The organism is Spiroplasma apis B31 (assembly GCF_000500935.1).
Taxonomy (GTDB): domain Bacteria; phylum Bacillota_I; class Bacilli_A; order Mycoplasmatales; family Mycoplasmataceae; genus Spiroplasma_A; species Spiroplasma_A apis.
Map to the genome: position 1 here is coordinate 663602 of NC_022998.1, position 18403 is coordinate 682004.

Consider the following 18403-nt stretch of genomic DNA (forward strand, 5'->3'; position numbering starts at 1 on the left):
AAAATGAAAATAACTGCTTTAAGAAAAAAAGAATTAGATATATCCTATTATACAAAAGCAAGCTTTAGAAGTTTTGTAGGGAAGTTGGGTGCCAGTTTTTCTTTTGTAATTATTCTAATGCCAATATTTGGTTTAATAATTACATTTGGAAATATTTTTAGAATATATTTACCTGGTGGTAGCGATAATGTTTTGTCTAAACTTTTTACAAGTGTTGGACAAATACTTTTTTTAAATATTGGTGTTTGGTTTGCATTAGCAATCAGTATAGGTTTTTCTAAGAATAAAGGTGCGGCTGTTTATGTTACCTTATTGAGTTATATTATTTTTATTGTTATCATTAACTCATTTTTAAAGATTAATGATAACAACAAAAATACTTTTAGTATATTATTTTGAAAAGCCCTTAATCAAAAAATATATTTAACTGATTTGTTCGGCTATAAAACATTCAATACTGGAGTTATTGGAGGAATAATGATCGGTTCATTAAATGTTATTTTTTTTAACTTTACAAAAAATGTTAGCTTACCAAAAAGTTTAAGTTTTTTTGAAAAAGAAAAATTTGCATTGTTAATTATGCCGCTTTACTCTTTTGTATTTTCTTTAATTTTTATTATGATATGACCGATTTTAGGATTTTTACTAAGTTGACTTGGGTCACAAGTTGCAAAATCACCAAATGGTTTAGATTCATTTGTATTTAGAACTATACAAAGAATGCTGATACCATTCGGATCTAGTTTATTGTGGCAAGCTCCAATGTGGTATACGCAAATAGGGGGAGACCTTTCACAATATCAAAGTCAATTATTAGCAGAGTATTTATCTAGAACTAATGGTATATCAAGAGAAATTTATGATCAGATTTATAATTTAGGATCTTTGGATATAGACTCAATATTTGATATTTTAAAAACCAATAACATTGAATACTTACTAAATAATATTGAAGAATGAATATATCAAACAAGTTCCGTAGAAAAACTTTGGGAAATAAGTGGTGATCAAAGAATATCTATTGCCATATTAAATAGTAAATATGTTTCTATTGATGATTGTTGAAATATAGGTTTTAGAGTTACTCGTTTCCTAACTGGTGGATTTGTAAATTCTATGTTTGTCTTACCAACTCTTGCGCTGTTTCTATTTTTAAAAAACTCTAATAGAAAAGAATATGGTTATTATATCTCAACAGCATTAACTTCTTTCTTGTTAGGAATCACTGAACCAGTAGAATATATGTTTTGTTTTATAATGCCTGGTTATTTTTTTCTTGTTTATGCACCGTTAACAGGGTTTATGGGAATGACAACATCATTGTTACAAGTAAAAGTCGGTACAACTTTTTCAACTGGACTTTTTGATTTTGTAATGAATGGAGTTATACCAACAATAAATGGTCAGAAGACTGGTATATATTGAATTCCTTTGGTAGGGATCATTTATTCGCTAATAGGTTATTTCTCATTTTACTTATGGTTTAAATTCTTTGACATCAATATTGAGAAGACAAAAAAAATATCTTCATGAGAAATAAAAAAACAATGTTTAGAACTTATTGAATATTTTGAAGGTTCAAAAAACATTATGAGTATAGAAATTAATAATGATATTTTGAAACTAAAGTTGAGAAGCTTGTCTAATTTGAAAGGTTATCATAAATGATTTAAGAATTTTAGAATTGAAAACGGATTTCTTTATTTCGAAATAAATGAAGAGAGAAAAAAATTAATGAAAACTTTTGTAGAAAGTTTTCAAGTAACAAACAAATTAATTATGCACCGCTAATTTTTCATTGATAGCTTTAATTATTTCAAATGCCACTGAATGTTTTGGTAAGTTATCTAGGTGAATAATATTTGTATTATCATTAAACATAATTTTTAAACTCGTTTTATCATTTCCAACAGAGTCTAATAAATTAACAACAAGCATATCTAAATTTTTTTCGACTAGTTTTTCTTTAGCTTTTTGAAAATCAAATTCATTTGATAAACTAAATCCTACTAAAAACTGGTTTCTTTTTATACTGCCTAATTCTTTCAATACATCTATTGAGTATTTTAAATCTAATTTCAATGAGTTATTTTTTAAATTTCTTTTTTCAATTTTTTTATCTACATACTCTAACACTTCAAAATCGTTAAGTGCAGCACAACAAATAACGACATCACTATCGAAAAAGTTTTTTTTCATTACTTCCAACATCTCTTCATTGGTGTTACAATAAATGTTTTTTTCATTCTGTTGAAGATTAAAATCTGTATCACCAAAGACACTGATTACACTTTGAGAATAATTAAGAAGGGCATTTCTAAGTGCTAATCCCATTTTACCGCTACTAGTATTTGTTATATACCTAATCTTATCTATGTAACTTCTTGTTCTTCCAAAATTCAACATAAATTTTTTATTATTGATATTAAGATAATCAGTTAATTCTTCATCTATTATTTTGATTGCTTCAATTGGTTCTAATGATCTTCCGATACCTTCATGTCCACTTGCCAGTTTACCATATGTTGGTTCAATTCATCTTATATTTGTATGGGTTAAAAGAGTCTTTTTGTTTTTTTCTAATATAGGACTCAAATACATGTTGGAATTCATACTTGGAAAGAGAATAGTTTTTGACTTAGAAGCAGCAAAAACTAGAGATGGTAGGTCATCAGCAATACCGTTAGCTATTTTACCAATAAAGTTAAAACTAGCTGGATAAACTATATTCAAATCAGACTCATGAGACATTTTAATATGTTTACCATAATGATGTGGGTCATAAAAACTTTCAGTAAAAATTTTGTCATGTGTTTCATACGACTCAAAATCAACAAACTTTCCAGCATTTGTGCTAAGTATCAATTTCACATCATATTTTTTAGCTAGTAAATGATATAATTCTTTTGACTTACTAGCCGCTATTCCACCTGTAACAATCAAATTCAAACGTTTCATATCTATATAACCCCTTATTTATAGTTATTTTAACTATATTTCTTTTCCAAAAGTGATAATTTATAAAAAAAATGAAAAAAAATATGTAAAATTATTCACAAGATATACATTTATATGTATAATAATTTTGAATTAGGAGTTGAAATCTAGATGGCAAGTGTAGTAGTACGCGAAGGTGAACCAATCGAAAAAGCACTTAAACGTTTTCAAAAAGTAGCTGCCTCTTCTAAAGCAGAAGCGAGAAAAAGAGAGTATCACTTAAGCAAAAAAGAAAAACGTATTTACAAACAAAAACAAAACAGAAAATTTGGTTAATTCCAATTTTTTTATTTTTTACCACTATTTTCATATTTTTGTAAATTATAAATAATTTTACTAAATCTAGCTTTTTGTTTTAATATAGTGTTAAATACGATATAATTAATATGTTTACAAGTATTGAGGAGAATCGATTATGATTAAAGCAACTAAGGCAAGCACTAACCAAAAGTTTGTCAATGATAAAAAGAAAAATACAGAAGATAAAATGTCATCTGGTAAAGTTATTACAAGACCAAAAATGTTAGAAGAAAAACACTCAAAGATTTACCTTTTGAAGCAATCAGCTATCGTTGCATCTTCTAAAAGTGGTAAAAGTAATCTTTCTGAACTTCCTAAAGGGGTTCAAGATTCTATAAAAAATAAAGAAAGAATAGATTCAATTATAAATAGAAAAAATAATAACTCAGTCGATTCTATGAAAAATAAATATGACATCGACGGTAAACCTTTAACTTTAAAAAGAGCTAAGATGATCACCGAAGAAAGAAATAGTTTTTTCAACTCAAATAGAAATAAAAAAACAATTTCTGTTCCAACCGAAACAGAAACAAGCAAGGTAGTTAATTTAAGCAAAAAAGCTGAAGGTAAAAAAGCTAGCGTATCAACTAAGAAAAAAGAAACCAAAGTGGCATCAACAACTAAGAAAAGTGCTACTACAACAAAAAAGAAAAATATTAGTAAATAATTGCACGCAAGTGTAATTTTTTTATTTCCCAACTAGATTATACATATTGGAGGTTTCACATGTATTTTTTAAAAGGGGAAGTTATTGAACATAACAATAAGGATTTGTTGATTGAGGTTAATGGAATCGGTTATAAAGGTATATTAATAGCATCAAAAGACGAAAGTGTTTGTAAAACAGATTGTGATTTATTTTATATATTACATTATCGAAATGATTTTACAGATAAAATATTATTTTTTTATAATTCTAAAACACGTGATTTAGTTGAAATATTACTAGAAATAAAAAATGTTGGTTTAAAAACTATTGAAAATATCTTTGATAATGTCAAACTAGATGATTTTTTAACTTATATAAAGTCAGGAGACATTTCTAGATTAACAGATCTTAGCGGAATAAGTGAAGTAAATGCTAAAAACATCATGTACAAATTGCGCGAGAAGTATTTCAAACAAAAATATTCACAAAAACAAATGAATGTTATCAATTCTTTACATAGACTTGGTTATAAAATTTCTGATGTTTATCAAGTTGTAAATAAGGTAAATTTTAGTCAAAAAGAAGACATCATATTGAAAGAATCTCTTATTTTGTTGGGGAAAAATATAAATGAATGAGTTTAGACCTGAGTCTTTTTCCGAATATATTGGTCAAAAAAATATTATTGAAAATTTAAAAGTGTGCCTTGAGTCTGCGCGAATTCGAGGTAAATGTGTAGATCATATTTTTTTGAGTGGTGGCAGTGGAGTTGGTAAAACTAGTTTAGCTTATTTGATTTCTAAAATATTAAAACAAAAGATTTATATATTAAATGGTCCTAGTTTACAAAAAGCTAGCGATATAATTTCACCGTTAACAGCGCTAAAAAATAATGAAATTATATTTATTGATGAAGTGCATTCTGCATCAAAAGAGGTTTTTGAGATTTTATATCCTGCTCTTGAAGACCGAAAATTGAGCATCATAATAGGTAAAGAATATAACTCTAAAATAGTTAATATCAAGCTACCAGAATTTACTTTGATTTGTGCCACAACTGAGATAAACAAAATAATACAACCATTTGTAAATAGATTTCCTATCAACTTTACATTCGACAATTATACAAATGAGGATATTTCTCAAATAATTAAAATAAATGTTCAAAAAATGAATTTTAACATAGATGATGAGATTGCAAATTTTATATCTGGTTTCTGTAAGTTAAATCCAAGGGTAGCTATCAACTTATTAAAGCGGATAAATGACTATGTTGTAATAGAAAAACCTTTAAGTATTAATATTGAGTTTATAAAAGATACTTTCAAAAAAATGAATTTATTTAAGTATGGCTTAACATCTTTAGAAATAGATTATTTAATCATATTATGGAAAAACGGTTGTTTAGGGATTGAGAGTATTCAACAAATTATAAATATGTCGCAACAACTTATTATAACTTTAATAGAACCAAATCTTTTAAAAAATAACTTAATAATAAAAACAGCAAGAGGAAGGAAGTTAACAAGCAAGGGAGTAAGTTTTTTAGAAAACTTTCTTAATATGAATCAATAGATATAATTTTTAAAATAAAGTATTATATTGGAAATTTTACCGAAAATAGGTTTATTATAAAGGTGGTTGAGAAACCACGAATGAAAGAGGTGTTAATATGAGTAATAATATCACAAAAGAAGGTATTGAAAAAAGATACGAAAAAATAAAACCTTTCTTAAATAAAACTCCTATGATATATGCGACCAAAATGAGTCAACTTACCGGGAACGAAATTTATGTTAAATTAGAAAATTTACAAAAAGCAGGTTCTTTTAAACTTAGAGGAGCCTTGTCTAAAATGATGTCAATTGATCCTGAAGTTTTGAAAAAAGGGGTTGTTGCTGCCAGTGCTGGGAATCACTCTCAAGGGGTAAGCTTTGCAGCTAATTTGTTAAAAGTGCCAGCTACAATTGTTATGCCAAAAACTGCACCGTTAGCTAAAATAAATGCAACTAGAAATTACGGTGTGGAAGTAATTTTACACGGAAATTTCTTTGATGACGCAAATGCTAAAGCAATGGAAATTGTAAAAGAAACAAATAAGGCATTAGTTCATGCGTTTAATGATATCGATGTTGTTATGGGTCAAGGAAGTATTGGTATAGAAATAATGGAACAAGTGAAAGATGCTGATTATGTACTAGTTCCAATTGGTGGTGGAGGTATATTAGCTGGAATTGCTACTTATATCAAAAATGTAAACCCTAATTGTAAACTAATTGGTGTTGAAAGTGAGAATGTACCAAGTTATTATGAAGCTAGAAAAAACAAAAAACCATTCATGGTTGACGGTAAACTTTCTATAGCAGATGGTATCGCTGTTAAACAAACAGGGGACGTAACTTTTGAATTACTAAACAAATATGTTGATGATGTGGTTTTAGTAACTGAGGAAGAAATAGCAAAAACAATTCTTTTCTTATTTGAAAATTGCAAAGTAGTTGCAGAAGGTGCTGGAGCTGTTTCGAGTGCGGCAATGTTATTTAATAAACTAAACATAAAAGGTAAAAAAGTTGTTTGTGTATTATCTGGTGGTAACATTGATGTTACAACATTTTTAAATATAACAAACAGAGCTTTGATTGATTTAAATCGTAGAGTGGTTATCAAAATAGATGCTCCACTAGGAAAAGGACATCTTTCAAAAATTACTAATATTGTAGATAATAATGGAGTGCAAATACATAAAATCTCAGATTCACAATTAGAAAATACTTTGGGAATTAATAGAGAAATTATAAGATTAGTAGTTGATATCAATACTAAAGAAGAGTTAAAAAATGTGATTAATGACTTGGAAAAAGATGGATATTCAGTTATGGAGAAAGAATTTTTAAATTCTATCATTTAAATGAAATATATTCATACCCCAAAAGCACCGAAAGCTGTTGGTCCTTATTCACAAGCAATTCAATTAGATAACGGTTTCTTGTATGTTTCAGGTCAAATTGGTTTAGACCCTAATACTATGGAATTGAAATCTGATTTAAAAGGTCAAACTGAACAAATTTTTGCTAATATTTCTGAAATATTATTAGCAGCGGGTTACACAAGAAATGATGTTATTAAAACAACTATTATTTTAGAAGATATCAAAGATTTTTCAGAAGTTAATAATTTATATGAGAACTTTTTCGAAAACCATAAACCAGCAAGAAGTACATTTGCTGTAAAAAACTTACCAAAAAATAGTCTAATAGAAATAGAAGTTATAGCTTTTAAGTAGCATAAAGAATGAGTAATCAAAAGTTAATCAAAAATGTTATGGAAAACGAAGAAGAACTACAAACTCATATATCTAACCTTTATAATTTAGCAGAGATAAAAATAGAAATGAAGACATTCTACAAAGAGCAACTAGGATTTTTAAGAAAAGAATTTAAGAATCAGAGGCTAACTAAAGAAGAATTTGATCAAAAAGTTGTGGAGTCAACAAATTTATATTCTGAATATGTATCCAAAATTAAAGACTATTTAGATTTAAATTATTCACTAGCTATTTGAGAGTATAATCAGTCAAATTTAATAAAAAATAATTTAAACTATATTGAATTGAAAGCTGAATATCAAGTAAAACTAGAGAGTTTAAAACAAGAAAATAAAAAAGACAGTATCAAGAAAGTAAAACAAGATTACTCAATTTTAAAGAAAACTCTAAAACCTAGAAATATAGCTTTTATTGCGATATTAGGGACTATCAGTTTATTGGTTATTAGTTTGATTGTTAATTACTTATATTATTTTAAAGTAGCTAATAATGGAGAAACATTTAGTTTTAAAGATAAGGATCAGATTACAGCCTTTATATTTATGTGTATCGGTGTTTGTTTGATAATAGGATTCTTGGTCTTTATAATTACCAAAACAACGAAAAGAATTTTTCTAGATAAAGAAGAAAACCTATTTAAGACTTCTTCTATTGGATTCATAGGTAGTTTTACTGACACAATTGGTGTTGGTTCATTTGCTGTTACAGTTGCTGCATTAAATGCCACTAACACAGTAAAAAATGTGAAGAATTTACCCGGAACTTTAAATATTGGCTTAACTATTCCAAACTTATTAGCTGGTACTTTGTTCGTGAGTGCTATACAAGTTGAATTAGTGACATTGATTAGTCTTGTAATATCAGCTATGATAGGTGCATTTCTAGCAGCTAAAATAGTTAACTTAGTTAATAAAAAAGTAGTAGCTTTGTTTGTATCAGTTTGCTTAGCAGTTGCTGGTATATTAATGATTCTTGCACAAGTTGGTTTATTTGAAAACGCAGGAACTAAAGGGCTATCTGGTTGAAAATTAGGTGTTGGTATATTAGCATTCTTTATAATTGGTGGTTTACAAAGTTTTGGTATCGGTTTATATGCACCCGCATTAGCGATAGTTTCGTTATTAGGAATGGAAACAATTATTGCATTTCCTATAATGACCTGTGCAGCTGGTTTTGCATTGCCAACAACAGCATGAACTTTCCACAGAGATAATAATTATAATCCTAAAGTAGCATACGGTTTGCTAATTGGTGGAGTATTTGGTACAGTGTTTGCATTTTTCGCTATATTTGTAGGTATTCAAGGTGGATTAAATATCAAGATGAATGACTTTACATATTACTTAAAATGATTTGCTGTTATAGTTATGTATTACGCATCATTTATGTTATTTCGTAAGTTTTTAGCTCTTAGAAAAGAATCGCTCGGTCTCGTTAAAACTGAGCCAGAAAATTATTACGAGAAGTATGGTACTAATTATTTAAAAATGTTAGATAAAAATTTCTCATCAATTATGGATTCTAAACAAATTGATATTACTAAAATCAATTTAAAAATTGACAAAAATAAAATAGAGAAAAAAAGTTGGAAGTAAATTATAAAACTTAATAAAAAAACTTTTTCAAATGCCTTGTTAATAATAAGACACTAGAAAAAAGTTTTTTGAATTTTGTCGCGGTAGTACCATATAGTTAAAATTCCAAAAGTATATATTTTTTCTCATGGACTGGAGACATTAAAATGTTAAGTATTGATTACATAGAAAATAATAAAGATGAAATAATTAGATTGCTTAATACTAGGCAAAAAAATTATACAAAAGAGATTAGTGAACTTTTGTTACTCAATAAAAAACGAAAAAAAATTATTTATGATTTAGAAAACTTGAAGTTTGAGAAAAATAAGATAACCAAAGATGTACAAAACAAAATTGTTGTTTTAGAATCTGTAAAAGTAAAACTTCAAGAAATAGAAAAAGAAATTTTGTACTTAGAAAAGATTTTAAGTGATATAGAGTCTAAGATCTTTACAATTAATATCAACATACCAAATATTCCTGATAAAAGTGTAATAACTGGTTTTGATGAAAATGATAATAAAGAGATAAGAAACTGAAATAATGATAAAAAAGTTGCATCAAATTTAAGTCATTGAGAAATTGCTGAGAAATTAGGATTGATTGATTTCAAATTAGGTACTAAATTAGCTGGATCTAGATATGTTGTTTATAAAAATAAAGGTTCACAACTAATAAGGGCTTTAATTGATATATTGTTAAAAAAACACTCAAAAAAAGGATATCAAGAGTTTTGGTTACCTTTAATTGTTAACGATAATATTATGTTTGGAACAGGTCAGTTACCAAAGTTTGAAGAAGACCTTTATAAGCTACAAGAAGGGGACCAATATTTAATTCCAACCGCAGAAGTTCCATTAACAAATTTATTAAATTCAGAAGTAATAGAACATTCAAATCTTCCATTATATTACACTGCATTCACACAATGCTTTAGAAAAGAAGCAGGAAGTGCCGGCAAGGATACTAAAGGAATAATTAGATTACACCAATTCAATAAAGTTGAAATGGTCAAAATCACTGATAAAGATAGTTCATATATAGAGTTAGAAAAAATGGTTGAAGATGCTGAAGAGTGTTTAAAATTATTCAATTTACCATATAGAGTATTGATGTTGTGTACTGGTGATATGGGTTTTGCATCAGCAAAAACATACGATTTAGAAGTTTGATTTCCAAGTCAAAATAAATATAGAGAGATATCATCTTGTTCAAATTGTTTAGATTTTCAATCAAGAAGGATGAACTCAAAATATAGAGTTAACGGTAAATTGGAATATTTACATACCCTAAATGGATCAGGTTTAGCAATTGACCGATTGCTTGCAGCCATTTTAGAAAATTATTATGATGGAGAAAAATTAGTATTACCAGATGTTTTAAGACCATATTTTGATAATAAAAGTTTTATAGAATAATGAGGTATATGTATGGAACTAGATATTATTAATTTTAAAAAAATAATTGTAGAAGAAAACATGTCTGTTAAAGATATTAAAAAAAATATAAATATAGAATGAAAAAAATATATTTTAAAACACAACGATTTAATACTAAACGATGAAGTGATAATAAAAATGGGATGCACACTAGAACTTTGCGAAAAAAATGACGAGTTAACTGAAATAACTATGAACAATATAGCAAAAAATTATCTTTACTCTTTATTAATTTCTAAATACAATTCTAAAATTTATAATTATTTTACAAATGACAATTTTATATTATTTGACACAACAGAAAATTTAAGCGGAGTTAATAATAATATCATAAAAATTGCTAAACCTATAAAAAGTTTATCAATAAGGGACGAGGTGGAAAAAGATCAAAATGAGAATTTGTTTGATTTAAAAGAGCTTGATTTTACAGATATTCAATATAAAGAAATAATATTTAAAATAATAAATATCTCTGCTTTTCATTTAAATGAAGAACAATCAATACAAAAAATTGAATTTATATATGGTTTCGATAATGAAGAAATTCTAAAAAAAAGTGAGCTTTTAGATGAAAAAAGACAAAGAGATCATAGAGTTATTGGTAAAAGATTGGAAATATTCAATATAGACCCATTAATTGGTCAGGGATTACCTATTTGATTACCGAATGGAACAATTTTAAAAAGCGAGATAAAGAAATACTTGTTGGAAAAGGAGTTCGAATATAAATTTATACAAATAGAAACACCTGTATTAGGTACAGAATTGCTATATAAAACATCAGGACATTGAGACCATTATCGTGAGAATATGTTTCCTTCAATTGAAATGGATAATAAAGAAAATCTTGTTTTAAGACCAATGAATTGTCCTCATCACATTTCGGTATATGACTATAAAAAAAGAAGTTATAAAGAATTACCTCTAAGGTTTGCTGAACACGCAATACAACATAGATATGAATTTTCTGGAAGTTTAACAGGATTGGAAAGAGTAAGGGCGATGGAATTAACTGACTCTCACATTTTCGCAACAAAGGAACAATTAAAAAACGAGTTTTTAAATTGTTACAAACTTATCAATGAGGTATTAGAGAAATTCAATATAACTATCAACTATATTTCTTTATCTTTAAGAGACTCTGATGATAAAGAAAAATACTATGATGATGATGATATGTGAAATGAAGCAGAAAATAACTTAGAGCAACTATTAGATGAGCTAAAAATCGATTATAAAAAAATGGTAGGAGAGGCTGCATTTTATGGTCCAAAATTGGACATACAGGCTAGAACTTCTCAAGGTCATGAAATAACTGTTTCTACAATTCAATTAGATTTTTTACTACCACAAAAATTTGACCTTACATATGTAGGACCTGATGGTAATCTTATTAGACCAATTATGATACACAGGGGATTAGTTGGTACATACGAAAGATTTATTTCTGTTTTATTAGAACAAACTAACGGGGAATTTAGTACATGATATTCTCCTGTTCAAGTCGATATATTATCTTTAGGAAAAGATGTAAATGATTATGCACAATCTATCCAAGACATTTTTTTCAATAATAAAATAAGAACATCATTGGATGATAGTGATGAGAGAATTGGTTACAAGGTTAGAAACTCAATCATAAAAAAAACACCATACTATATAGTTGTTGGAAAGAACGAAAAAGAGAATAATATATTAACAGTAAAAAAATACTCAAATAATACAGAAATCAAATATAAAATAGATGATTTTATATCAATGATAAAAAAAGAAATAGAAGAAAGAATATAAAAAAATAGGCAGCCATTTTTAAAAATGGAAAAAAAATATTTTAAAAAGTGGTGTATAATCAACTCAATTAAAGGTGTGGTGAATAAGTTGGAAAATAAAATTTATAACTTAAAAGAGTCTAGCTTGGGTAAAATTACATTTTTAGATGGCACAGCTTTTTTAGCGGTGTCATTCCTTTCAGACAGTGGACAAAAAATTAATGAGGTTCTAATTGTAGGGTCAATTGATGAAGGTATTAAGAGACTTCCATCATGAATTTTTGATTTAACTTCAAAATATATTCAAGATAAAGGTTTTATGAGAAACGAAATTACGAATTGACTAATAGAAAATTGACTAGATCCTGGTATAACTACCTTTAAACAAAGAATGGCTGAAAAATATGGATTTGATGAATTTTTAAATCAAGACCCAATAGAGTGAATAAAAAAAGAACCTGAAATGACACCACTAACCTTAGCTCATATAGCGATAAATTTTACTAATGGTTATTTATCTTTACCATTTAGGGAATTTGAAATCACTGTAAAATTTGTAAAAAATATATTAGCGATAAATTTTTGAGAAGAAGGTAATCCAAAAAATAGTGATCCTATAAAATAACAATAAATAATGTTTATGAAAAGGTTTATACCTTTTTTTTATTTTGACTTAACTATTTTAACCAACAAACAAGTAATAGTTAAATGTTAGGTTTCAATTTGTTATAATTTGAATGAGGTGCTTATATGAAAAAATTTTGAAGAATCATAAGTGGAAATTTTATATTTTTACCTTTATTATTAAGCACATCTTGTGGAACCAGTAAACCAGTTATAGTTGCCGAAGAATTTAACAATAATTTTGTCTATGTTAACACTTTCTCATCAAAAAAAACAAATGATAAAAAATTTTCAATGCTTCCAGATTTTAACAATGATAATCTAGATAATTTAAAAAATTTTGTAATGAAGGACAATTATTTTGGATTAAATTGCAATGATGCGATGAAATGCGAAAGAGAAAAAGAGTACACAGCTCAAAACATAATGAGTAGCGACTATAATAATCCTTTAAAAGAAAATAAGAAGGATTTTGACAATATCAAAAAAATACAGTTCTCTTATGACAAGTTAGCAAGATCATTAAATGTTATGCCATCTAATGGTGAAATCTTTTACAAGATGGAAGGTAAACAAATCACTATCGATGAAACCGAAAATACATATTATTTCAACGCATTGGAAGAAAGTAAAGATTTAATATTATTTTCTGAACAAAACGTGACTTATAATTCTAATAATAACCACAGAGAAAGATTGGCATTTTACAACACTTCATTTATACTAAACATAAAAGCTTTGAAAAGCTTGTTAAATATTGATGAAGAAGGTCCTGAAAACATTGAAGTTCAAAAAAACACAATTCAAGAAGAAGAGAATAAAGATAAGAAGGATAATTCAATGTCTGAACAAATAAAAGAAGAGGAAAATTTAGGAAATAAAATAGTTATTACCGTAAAAGAATCAAGGATAAATAATGTAAAGAATTATATTAAAAAAGTTCTTAATAATTACGATGAATCTTTAGTTTTTGAAGGAAATATATCTCAAAAATTCGAACCATTTTCATTTGAAAAGAAGTTAATAAAAAAAATAGAAGTTTTAAAAGTAAGTGAGGAAAGCAAAGATGAAGTTTAAAAAGTTTTTAACTCTTTTTTCGTTAATACCAGTTTCTTTTTCGCCTCTTACAGTTATTTCTTGCGAACCAATACAAACATTTCCTTCTATAAGTTCACGTATAACAACTGATGGTTTAGAAAAACTTTTTTCTGGTGACAATAAAATAACACCGGTTAATTTCAAATATCTAGAATACATAAATGGTTATTGAGAACACAATGGTTTTGAAAGTAGTTTAGATACATATAAAGTAAACAATCACATTGTAAATATATATGGCGAAACAGAAGAGGAAATTGCTGAAAAAATTTTTTTTACATCATTAGCTCAGATATTTGATACTCCTTTAGTTAATAATGAGTATGATTTTACAGGGTTAACTTTTGTAATAGAAAATATTTTTGTTGATAGCTTAACATTTAACTATCAACAAAAAATTCTCGAGACAAATACACAAACAACACTAGCAGTTACTGTAAATAAAGGTTGAGAAACTAAAGGAAAAATGCTATTGGAAGTAAAAACATCAGAACCATATTCAGAAATAGATGCTTATGCATTTATTTGTAAATGAATGGAGAGCACTTTATATAATTTTAAGGTTTTAGAGTATAACGATAAAGAAGCCATTTACTATATTAATGATGATTTTTCCTTTGAAAATGAGGAACTTATAACAACCTTGATTCAAAAAAGCAAAAGTTTGAATGGATTAGTTGTTAAAAAAAGTGATATTGAATTAAAAAAAGATTATTTTATATTTTTAAATAAAAAGTTTATGCATATCAAAGACAAAGACACTAACTTAGAGACAAAAAAAATTTAAAACTTATAACAATAGTTACAAGTTTTAAATTAATGTTGATCTAAAGTTGAATATACATCGACAATTAAGTCGATTTTTGCACATATTTCATCGCATATTGATATACCTTGATTAAAGATTACAACTTTGGATCTTTTATCAATAACACCAGTGTTTAATTCTTCTATATCAAATTGATCAATTTCGTTGCCAATTATTGTACCAAAATAATGTGCAATTATAGTGGCTGCTTCATTTCTATCCTTTATTTCATTATTATGATTTTGAAGTATATCTAATTCTTCTTTATAATTTTCTGCATGAGTAGGGTGGATTGTCGACCAATGTAACAATTTATCGATACTTGTTTTTAATTCACTGTCTAATATATACTCAATATCTTCTCGTTCAATTTCTTCGAAGATCGTATCTTTACCTAACTTATTTTTTAAAACTTCTATTACTTTCAAAGCTTTTTGAGTACTTTTCGATATGCTACCTAGTTGCATTTTAACGATTACTTCAGTAACTTTTTCATTTATATCGCTGGCATTGGTTTTAAAAGCCTCTATTAATTCATTTTGCAAGGTATTTCCTCTAACATCTTCTTTACCATCCGCTGTTTTAAGTATCATCTTGTCAATGAATGAATTAACTTCTTCAAGAGTCTCAATAATTTTTACATCTTTCTTAAGATTTGTAAAAATTTTATTTAATGTAGCTAAATTTGGTGTGAAATCCGCATCTTCATCGGTACCTACATCAAAAAAACCAACTTTAAGTTCATCCATCTTAGTTGTAAAAAAGTTTTTAAATCATTGTGAACTCACATTGTTTGTGAACTCATTCAAAATACTAAAATTTTTCATTTTAATTTATACCGCCTAACAATTATATAATATATTATTATTGATTTATTTTAATATATATTATGATAATATACTATTAAAGTAGGTAAAATAATGAAAAGAAATTTGATAAAGTATCTCGATGATGGTTCTTTTCTTTTAAATAAACACCAAAGCTTTTGATTTGATAAAACTGTTGCAAGGAAGTTATTAGAAAACATACAGTTTCCAATAATAGTATTAGACACAGAGTTTTTCAATCACTCACATGACAATGGCGAAATATCAGAAAAATTGTATAACGAGAATGATAAAGACCTAGTTTATGTAATACAATATAGTTTTGCAAAATCTTTAAAAGAAATATCGCATAGAGATAATAAGAAAGCGATTAAATCTATAACTATCAAAAGAGCTCATAATGATGCAGATTATGACTTTCATAAACAATATAAAAAAATGATAACAAGTTTCCTTAATATGTGTAGAAATAAAGAAATAAGAACCATAGTTTGTGCTGGTGCAACAAATGACATAAAAATAATAAATAAATGAATAAACGATAACAAACATTTTTTCACTCGAAAAACCCTAAATTTAGCTTTCTATAACAAAGAAAAAGGTGAGTTAAATGCAAATTATTTCGACATATATGATATATTAGAAAACTCTATGAGTTTCACAAATACCAATAAAGATGGAGAAAGTTTTTGAAACGCTAATTATCTACCTATTGGTAAACAGGGACACGACTCTATAGCTTTAACAAGTAGTAAAAAGTTCTTTGATTGATTTGCTTTAATATCTGAAAATACATTAAAACAAGAAAATGAAGACATTTACAGTATGTGTTGCAGTGCCTATAATTTTTATTCCTACCCAGTAAATAAAAAAATGAGTTTCGAACAATATCAAGAATTGAATAAGATAATTAAAAAAGTGATAGACCATTGTTACAACGATGTCTTAAAAGTACTTTTCTTTTTAGCGTTTGTTTACGAGTTTACATACTTACCTTTGTCAAAAAACAGTTATATTAAAAAAAGCGACATACTAAGTAATACAAATAAGAAGTAGGAAATCAATTTAATGTATAATTATATTTGTTAAGAGGTGTTAATTTTTGGAAAATAAAGTGAAAACAAATGGTATTTCTCTACTATTAAACTATTTCAAACCTTCTATCTACTTAGAAAACTACAAAAAAGTTAATCTTGACTCATTAAAAAATAATGGAATAAAGTTGATTTTATGCGATATGGATAATACATTAATCGGATGAAATGAAAGAATTCCAAGCACTGATGTAATTAACTTTGTAAAGAATGTTTATGCCCATAATATGGAGTTTGTTTTATTTTCAAACAATATAAGAAGTAGGGTAGAAAATTTTGCAAAAAAAGCTGGTATTATTAACTATTTTTGAGATTGTAAAAAACCTTTGCTTGGTAAAATGAAACTTGTTAAAAAATTATTGTCTTACAAGGAACACGAAATGGTGCTTATTGGAGATCAAGTAGTTACTGATATCTTAGTAGCTAATAGAGCACATATTAAAAGTATATTAGTGTCACCAATAAACAGAAATAATAGTGAGGGAAAATTTGTTCAGTTCTTAGAGAAACACTTATTAAAAAAATTAGCACAAAAAAATATACTTCACGAAGGTTTTTATAATGAAGGAGATTTAGGAGGTAATTATGAAATACTCTAGCGATAATAATTTAGATGATATTGAAAAAGATATTGATATTTTGGAAGATAAAATCCTCATTGATCATATTGAAAGTCCAAAAAAAAGAAAGTTTAAACAAAAAAATAAAGTTAGTTTGCATGAAATAAAACCTGGGATCGGAAATACAACTAACATCAACTCAAGTGGTCCTAAAAAATGTGTTGGTTGTGGGAAAGAACTACAGACAACTGACGATACTAAACCCGGTTTTGCTATCGATGTTAAAAATCAGGATTACTGTTTAAGATGTTTTAAAATAAAACACTATAATAGATTAGTTGAACAAGAAATAAATGACAAAGATTTCATAGATATATTAGATAATATAAATAGAACCACAAATAAAATAAGATATTATTATGTGGTTGACATATTCGATCTACCTGGAAGCCGATTAACTTGATTAGAGCAACTAATATCAAAAAAAGAAGTTGTAATTTTGGTAAATAAGATAGATTTACTACCAAAAGCGGTAAAAAAAGAGAAAATTTATAAATATGTGCGTAGTATTTTTTCAAGTTCGCCACTTAAAGATTCAAAAATACTTCTAACTTCTTCAATAAAAAATCAATATATTTATAATTTAATTAATGAATTAAAATCTGTTGAATATGACCAATACATCATAGGAATATCAAATGCTGGAAAATCTAGTTTGATCAATGCTTGCTTAAAGGCTAACAGTCAAATACCTTCAATTGTAACTTCAAAATACGTAAACACTACATTAGATAAAATAAAAATAAACTTCACAGAATCTAATTTCATTTACGATACACCCGGTTTAGTAAAACATAATCACATAGCTATAGCAACAGCACCATCTTATTGAGATTATTTTTTCTTTCAAAAAGAAATTAAACAAGTTACATATCAGTTACTAGCTGGTCAAACTATTTTTTATGGTGGTTTAGGATGGTTTACCTTTTTAGAAGGTGAAAACATTGACAATAAAAAAAATAAAGTATTAAAGACAAATTTTCATTTTTACGTCAATAAACAGTTACCATTACATAGAACAAAAGAAGCTAATACTGATAGGTATTTTAGAAAAAATAGACACAATCTTTCACCTAGATTGAAGGATAATAGTATTAAATTTACAACAAAAGTATTTGATTTTATTGATGAAGGTTACTACGATATAAACATTTCAGGTTTAGGGTGAATAAATTTCAAATCTTACAATGGTTTGAAATTATCTGTAACTGTACCAGTTACAGAATTCGGGGTTAAAATATCTCTATTACCTGCAATGATTTAATAATTAGGAAAT

The 18403-nt window shown here is 26.7% G+C and carries 18 protein-coding genes; 16 read left to right on the forward strand and 2 right to left on the reverse strand.

Annotation, left to right across the window (positions count from 1 at the left end):
- The first annotated feature begins 3 nt into the window (after positions 1-3).
- Positions 4-1791: a PTS transporter subunit EIIC gene (locus tag SAPIS_RS02830; RefSeq protein WP_023789438.1), complete on the forward strand. Its 1788-nt coding sequence runs from the start codon at positions 4-6 to the stop codon at positions 1789-1791.
- On the opposite strand, the gene coaBC is transcribed toward SAPIS_RS02830, so the two are convergent.
- Positions 1774-2958 (reverse strand): bifunctional phosphopantothenoylcysteine decarboxylase/phosphopantothenate--cysteine ligase CoaBC, encoded by a 1185-nt coding sequence (gene coaBC, locus SAPIS_RS02835; RefSeq protein WP_023789440.1) that lies wholly within the window; start codon positions 2956-2958, stop codon positions 1774-1776. The two genes, SAPIS_RS02830 and coaBC, sit on opposite strands and share 18 nt — an antisense overlap.
- 150 nt (positions 2959-3108) lie before the next feature.
- On the opposite strand from coaBC, the gene rpsU reads away from it, so the two are divergent.
- The 12 genes from rpsU (at position 3109) to SAPIS_RS02895 (ending at position 14565) form a co-directional block, all read left to right on the forward strand.
- Positions 3109-3273, forward strand: a complete 165-nt coding sequence (rpsU, locus tag SAPIS_RS02840; protein ID WP_023789442.1) for a 30S ribosomal protein S21 — start codon at positions 3109-3111, stop codon at positions 3271-3273.
- Positions 3274-3412: 139 nt separating this feature from the next.
- On the forward strand, positions 3413-3964 hold the full coding sequence (locus SAPIS_RS02845) for a hypothetical protein (RefSeq protein WP_023789444.1): 552 nt from the start codon (positions 3413-3415) through the stop codon (positions 3962-3964).
- A 59-nt stretch (positions 3965-4023) separates the two neighbouring features.
- Positions 4024-4590, forward strand: a complete 567-nt coding sequence (locus tag SAPIS_RS02850; protein WP_023789446.1) for a helix-hairpin-helix domain-containing protein — start codon at positions 4024-4026, stop codon at positions 4588-4590.
- On the forward strand, positions 4577-5521 hold the full coding sequence (gene ruvB / locus SAPIS_RS02855) for a Holliday junction branch migration DNA helicase RuvB (RefSeq protein ID WP_023789448.1): 945 nt from the start codon (positions 4577-4579) through the stop codon (positions 5519-5521). The genes SAPIS_RS02850 and ruvB overlap by 14 nt, the downstream gene beginning before the upstream one ends.
- Positions 5522-5618: 97 nt before the next feature.
- A complete protein-coding gene (ilvA, locus tag SAPIS_RS02860) occupies positions 5619-6854 on the forward strand; it encodes a threonine ammonia-lyase (RefSeq protein WP_023789450.1) in 1236 nt (411 codons plus the stop codon).
- A complete protein-coding gene (locus SAPIS_RS02865) occupies positions 6855-7229 on the forward strand; it encodes a RidA family protein (RefSeq protein WP_023789451.1) in 375 nt (124 codons plus the stop codon).
- A gap of 8 nt (positions 7230-7237) precedes the next feature.
- Entirely contained in the window at positions 7238-8866 is a 1629-nt protein-coding gene (locus SAPIS_RS05195) for a sulfite exporter TauE/SafE family protein (RefSeq protein ID WP_023789453.1), read from the forward strand.
- A gap of 146 nt (positions 8867-9012) precedes the next feature.
- Entirely contained in the window at positions 9013-10266 is a 1254-nt protein-coding gene (gene serS, locus SAPIS_RS02875) for a serine--tRNA ligase (RefSeq protein ID WP_023789455.1), read from the forward strand.
- A gap of 12 nt (positions 10267-10278) precedes the next feature.
- A complete protein-coding gene (gene thrS, locus SAPIS_RS02880) occupies positions 10279-12078 on the forward strand; it encodes a threonine--tRNA ligase (protein ID WP_023789457.1) in 1800 nt (599 codons plus the stop codon).
- Between the two features lie 87 nt (positions 12079-12165).
- A complete protein-coding gene (locus SAPIS_RS02885; RefSeq protein ID WP_144083786.1) occupies positions 12166-12681 on the forward strand; it encodes a hypothetical protein in 516 nt (171 codons plus the stop codon).
- Between the two features lie 125 nt (positions 12682-12806).
- Entirely contained in the window at positions 12807-13757 is a 951-nt protein-coding gene (locus SAPIS_RS02890; RefSeq protein WP_023789461.1) for a hypothetical protein, read from the forward strand.
- Positions 13747-14565 carry a hypothetical protein gene (locus SAPIS_RS02895; RefSeq protein ID WP_023789463.1) on the forward strand — a complete coding sequence of 273 codons (819 nt, stop codon included), beginning with the start codon at positions 13747-13749 and terminating at the stop codon, positions 14563-14565. The genes SAPIS_RS02890 and SAPIS_RS02895 overlap by 11 nt, the downstream gene beginning before the upstream one ends.
- Before the next feature lie 29 nt (positions 14566-14594).
- Here the strand turns inward: SAPIS_RS02895 and SAPIS_RS02900 are convergent, their stop codons facing one another.
- Entirely contained in the window at positions 14595-15413 is an 819-nt protein-coding gene (locus SAPIS_RS02900) for a hypothetical protein (protein WP_023789465.1), read from the reverse strand.
- A 93-nt stretch (positions 15414-15506) separates the two neighbouring features.
- Here SAPIS_RS02900 and SAPIS_RS05280 point away from each other — a divergent pair, with 93 nt between their 5' ends.
- The 3 genes from SAPIS_RS05280 to yqeH are packed head-to-tail and all read left to right on the forward strand — an operon-like array spanning position 15507 to position 18391.
- Positions 15507-16469: a hypothetical protein gene (locus tag SAPIS_RS05280; RefSeq protein WP_023789468.1), complete on the forward strand. Its 963-nt coding sequence runs from the start codon at positions 15507-15509 to the stop codon at positions 16467-16469.
- 46 nt (positions 16470-16515) lie between these two features.
- Positions 16516-17106 (forward strand): YqeG family HAD IIIA-type phosphatase, encoded by a 591-nt coding sequence (locus SAPIS_RS02910; protein ID WP_023789469.1) that lies wholly within the window; start codon positions 16516-16518, stop codon positions 17104-17106.
- Positions 17093-18391, forward strand: a complete 1299-nt coding sequence (yqeH, locus tag SAPIS_RS02915; RefSeq protein WP_023789471.1) for a ribosome biogenesis GTPase YqeH — start codon at positions 17093-17095, stop codon at positions 18389-18391. The genes SAPIS_RS02910 and yqeH overlap by 14 nt, the downstream gene beginning before the upstream one ends.
- The last annotated feature ends 12 nt before the right edge of the window (positions 18392-18403 follow it).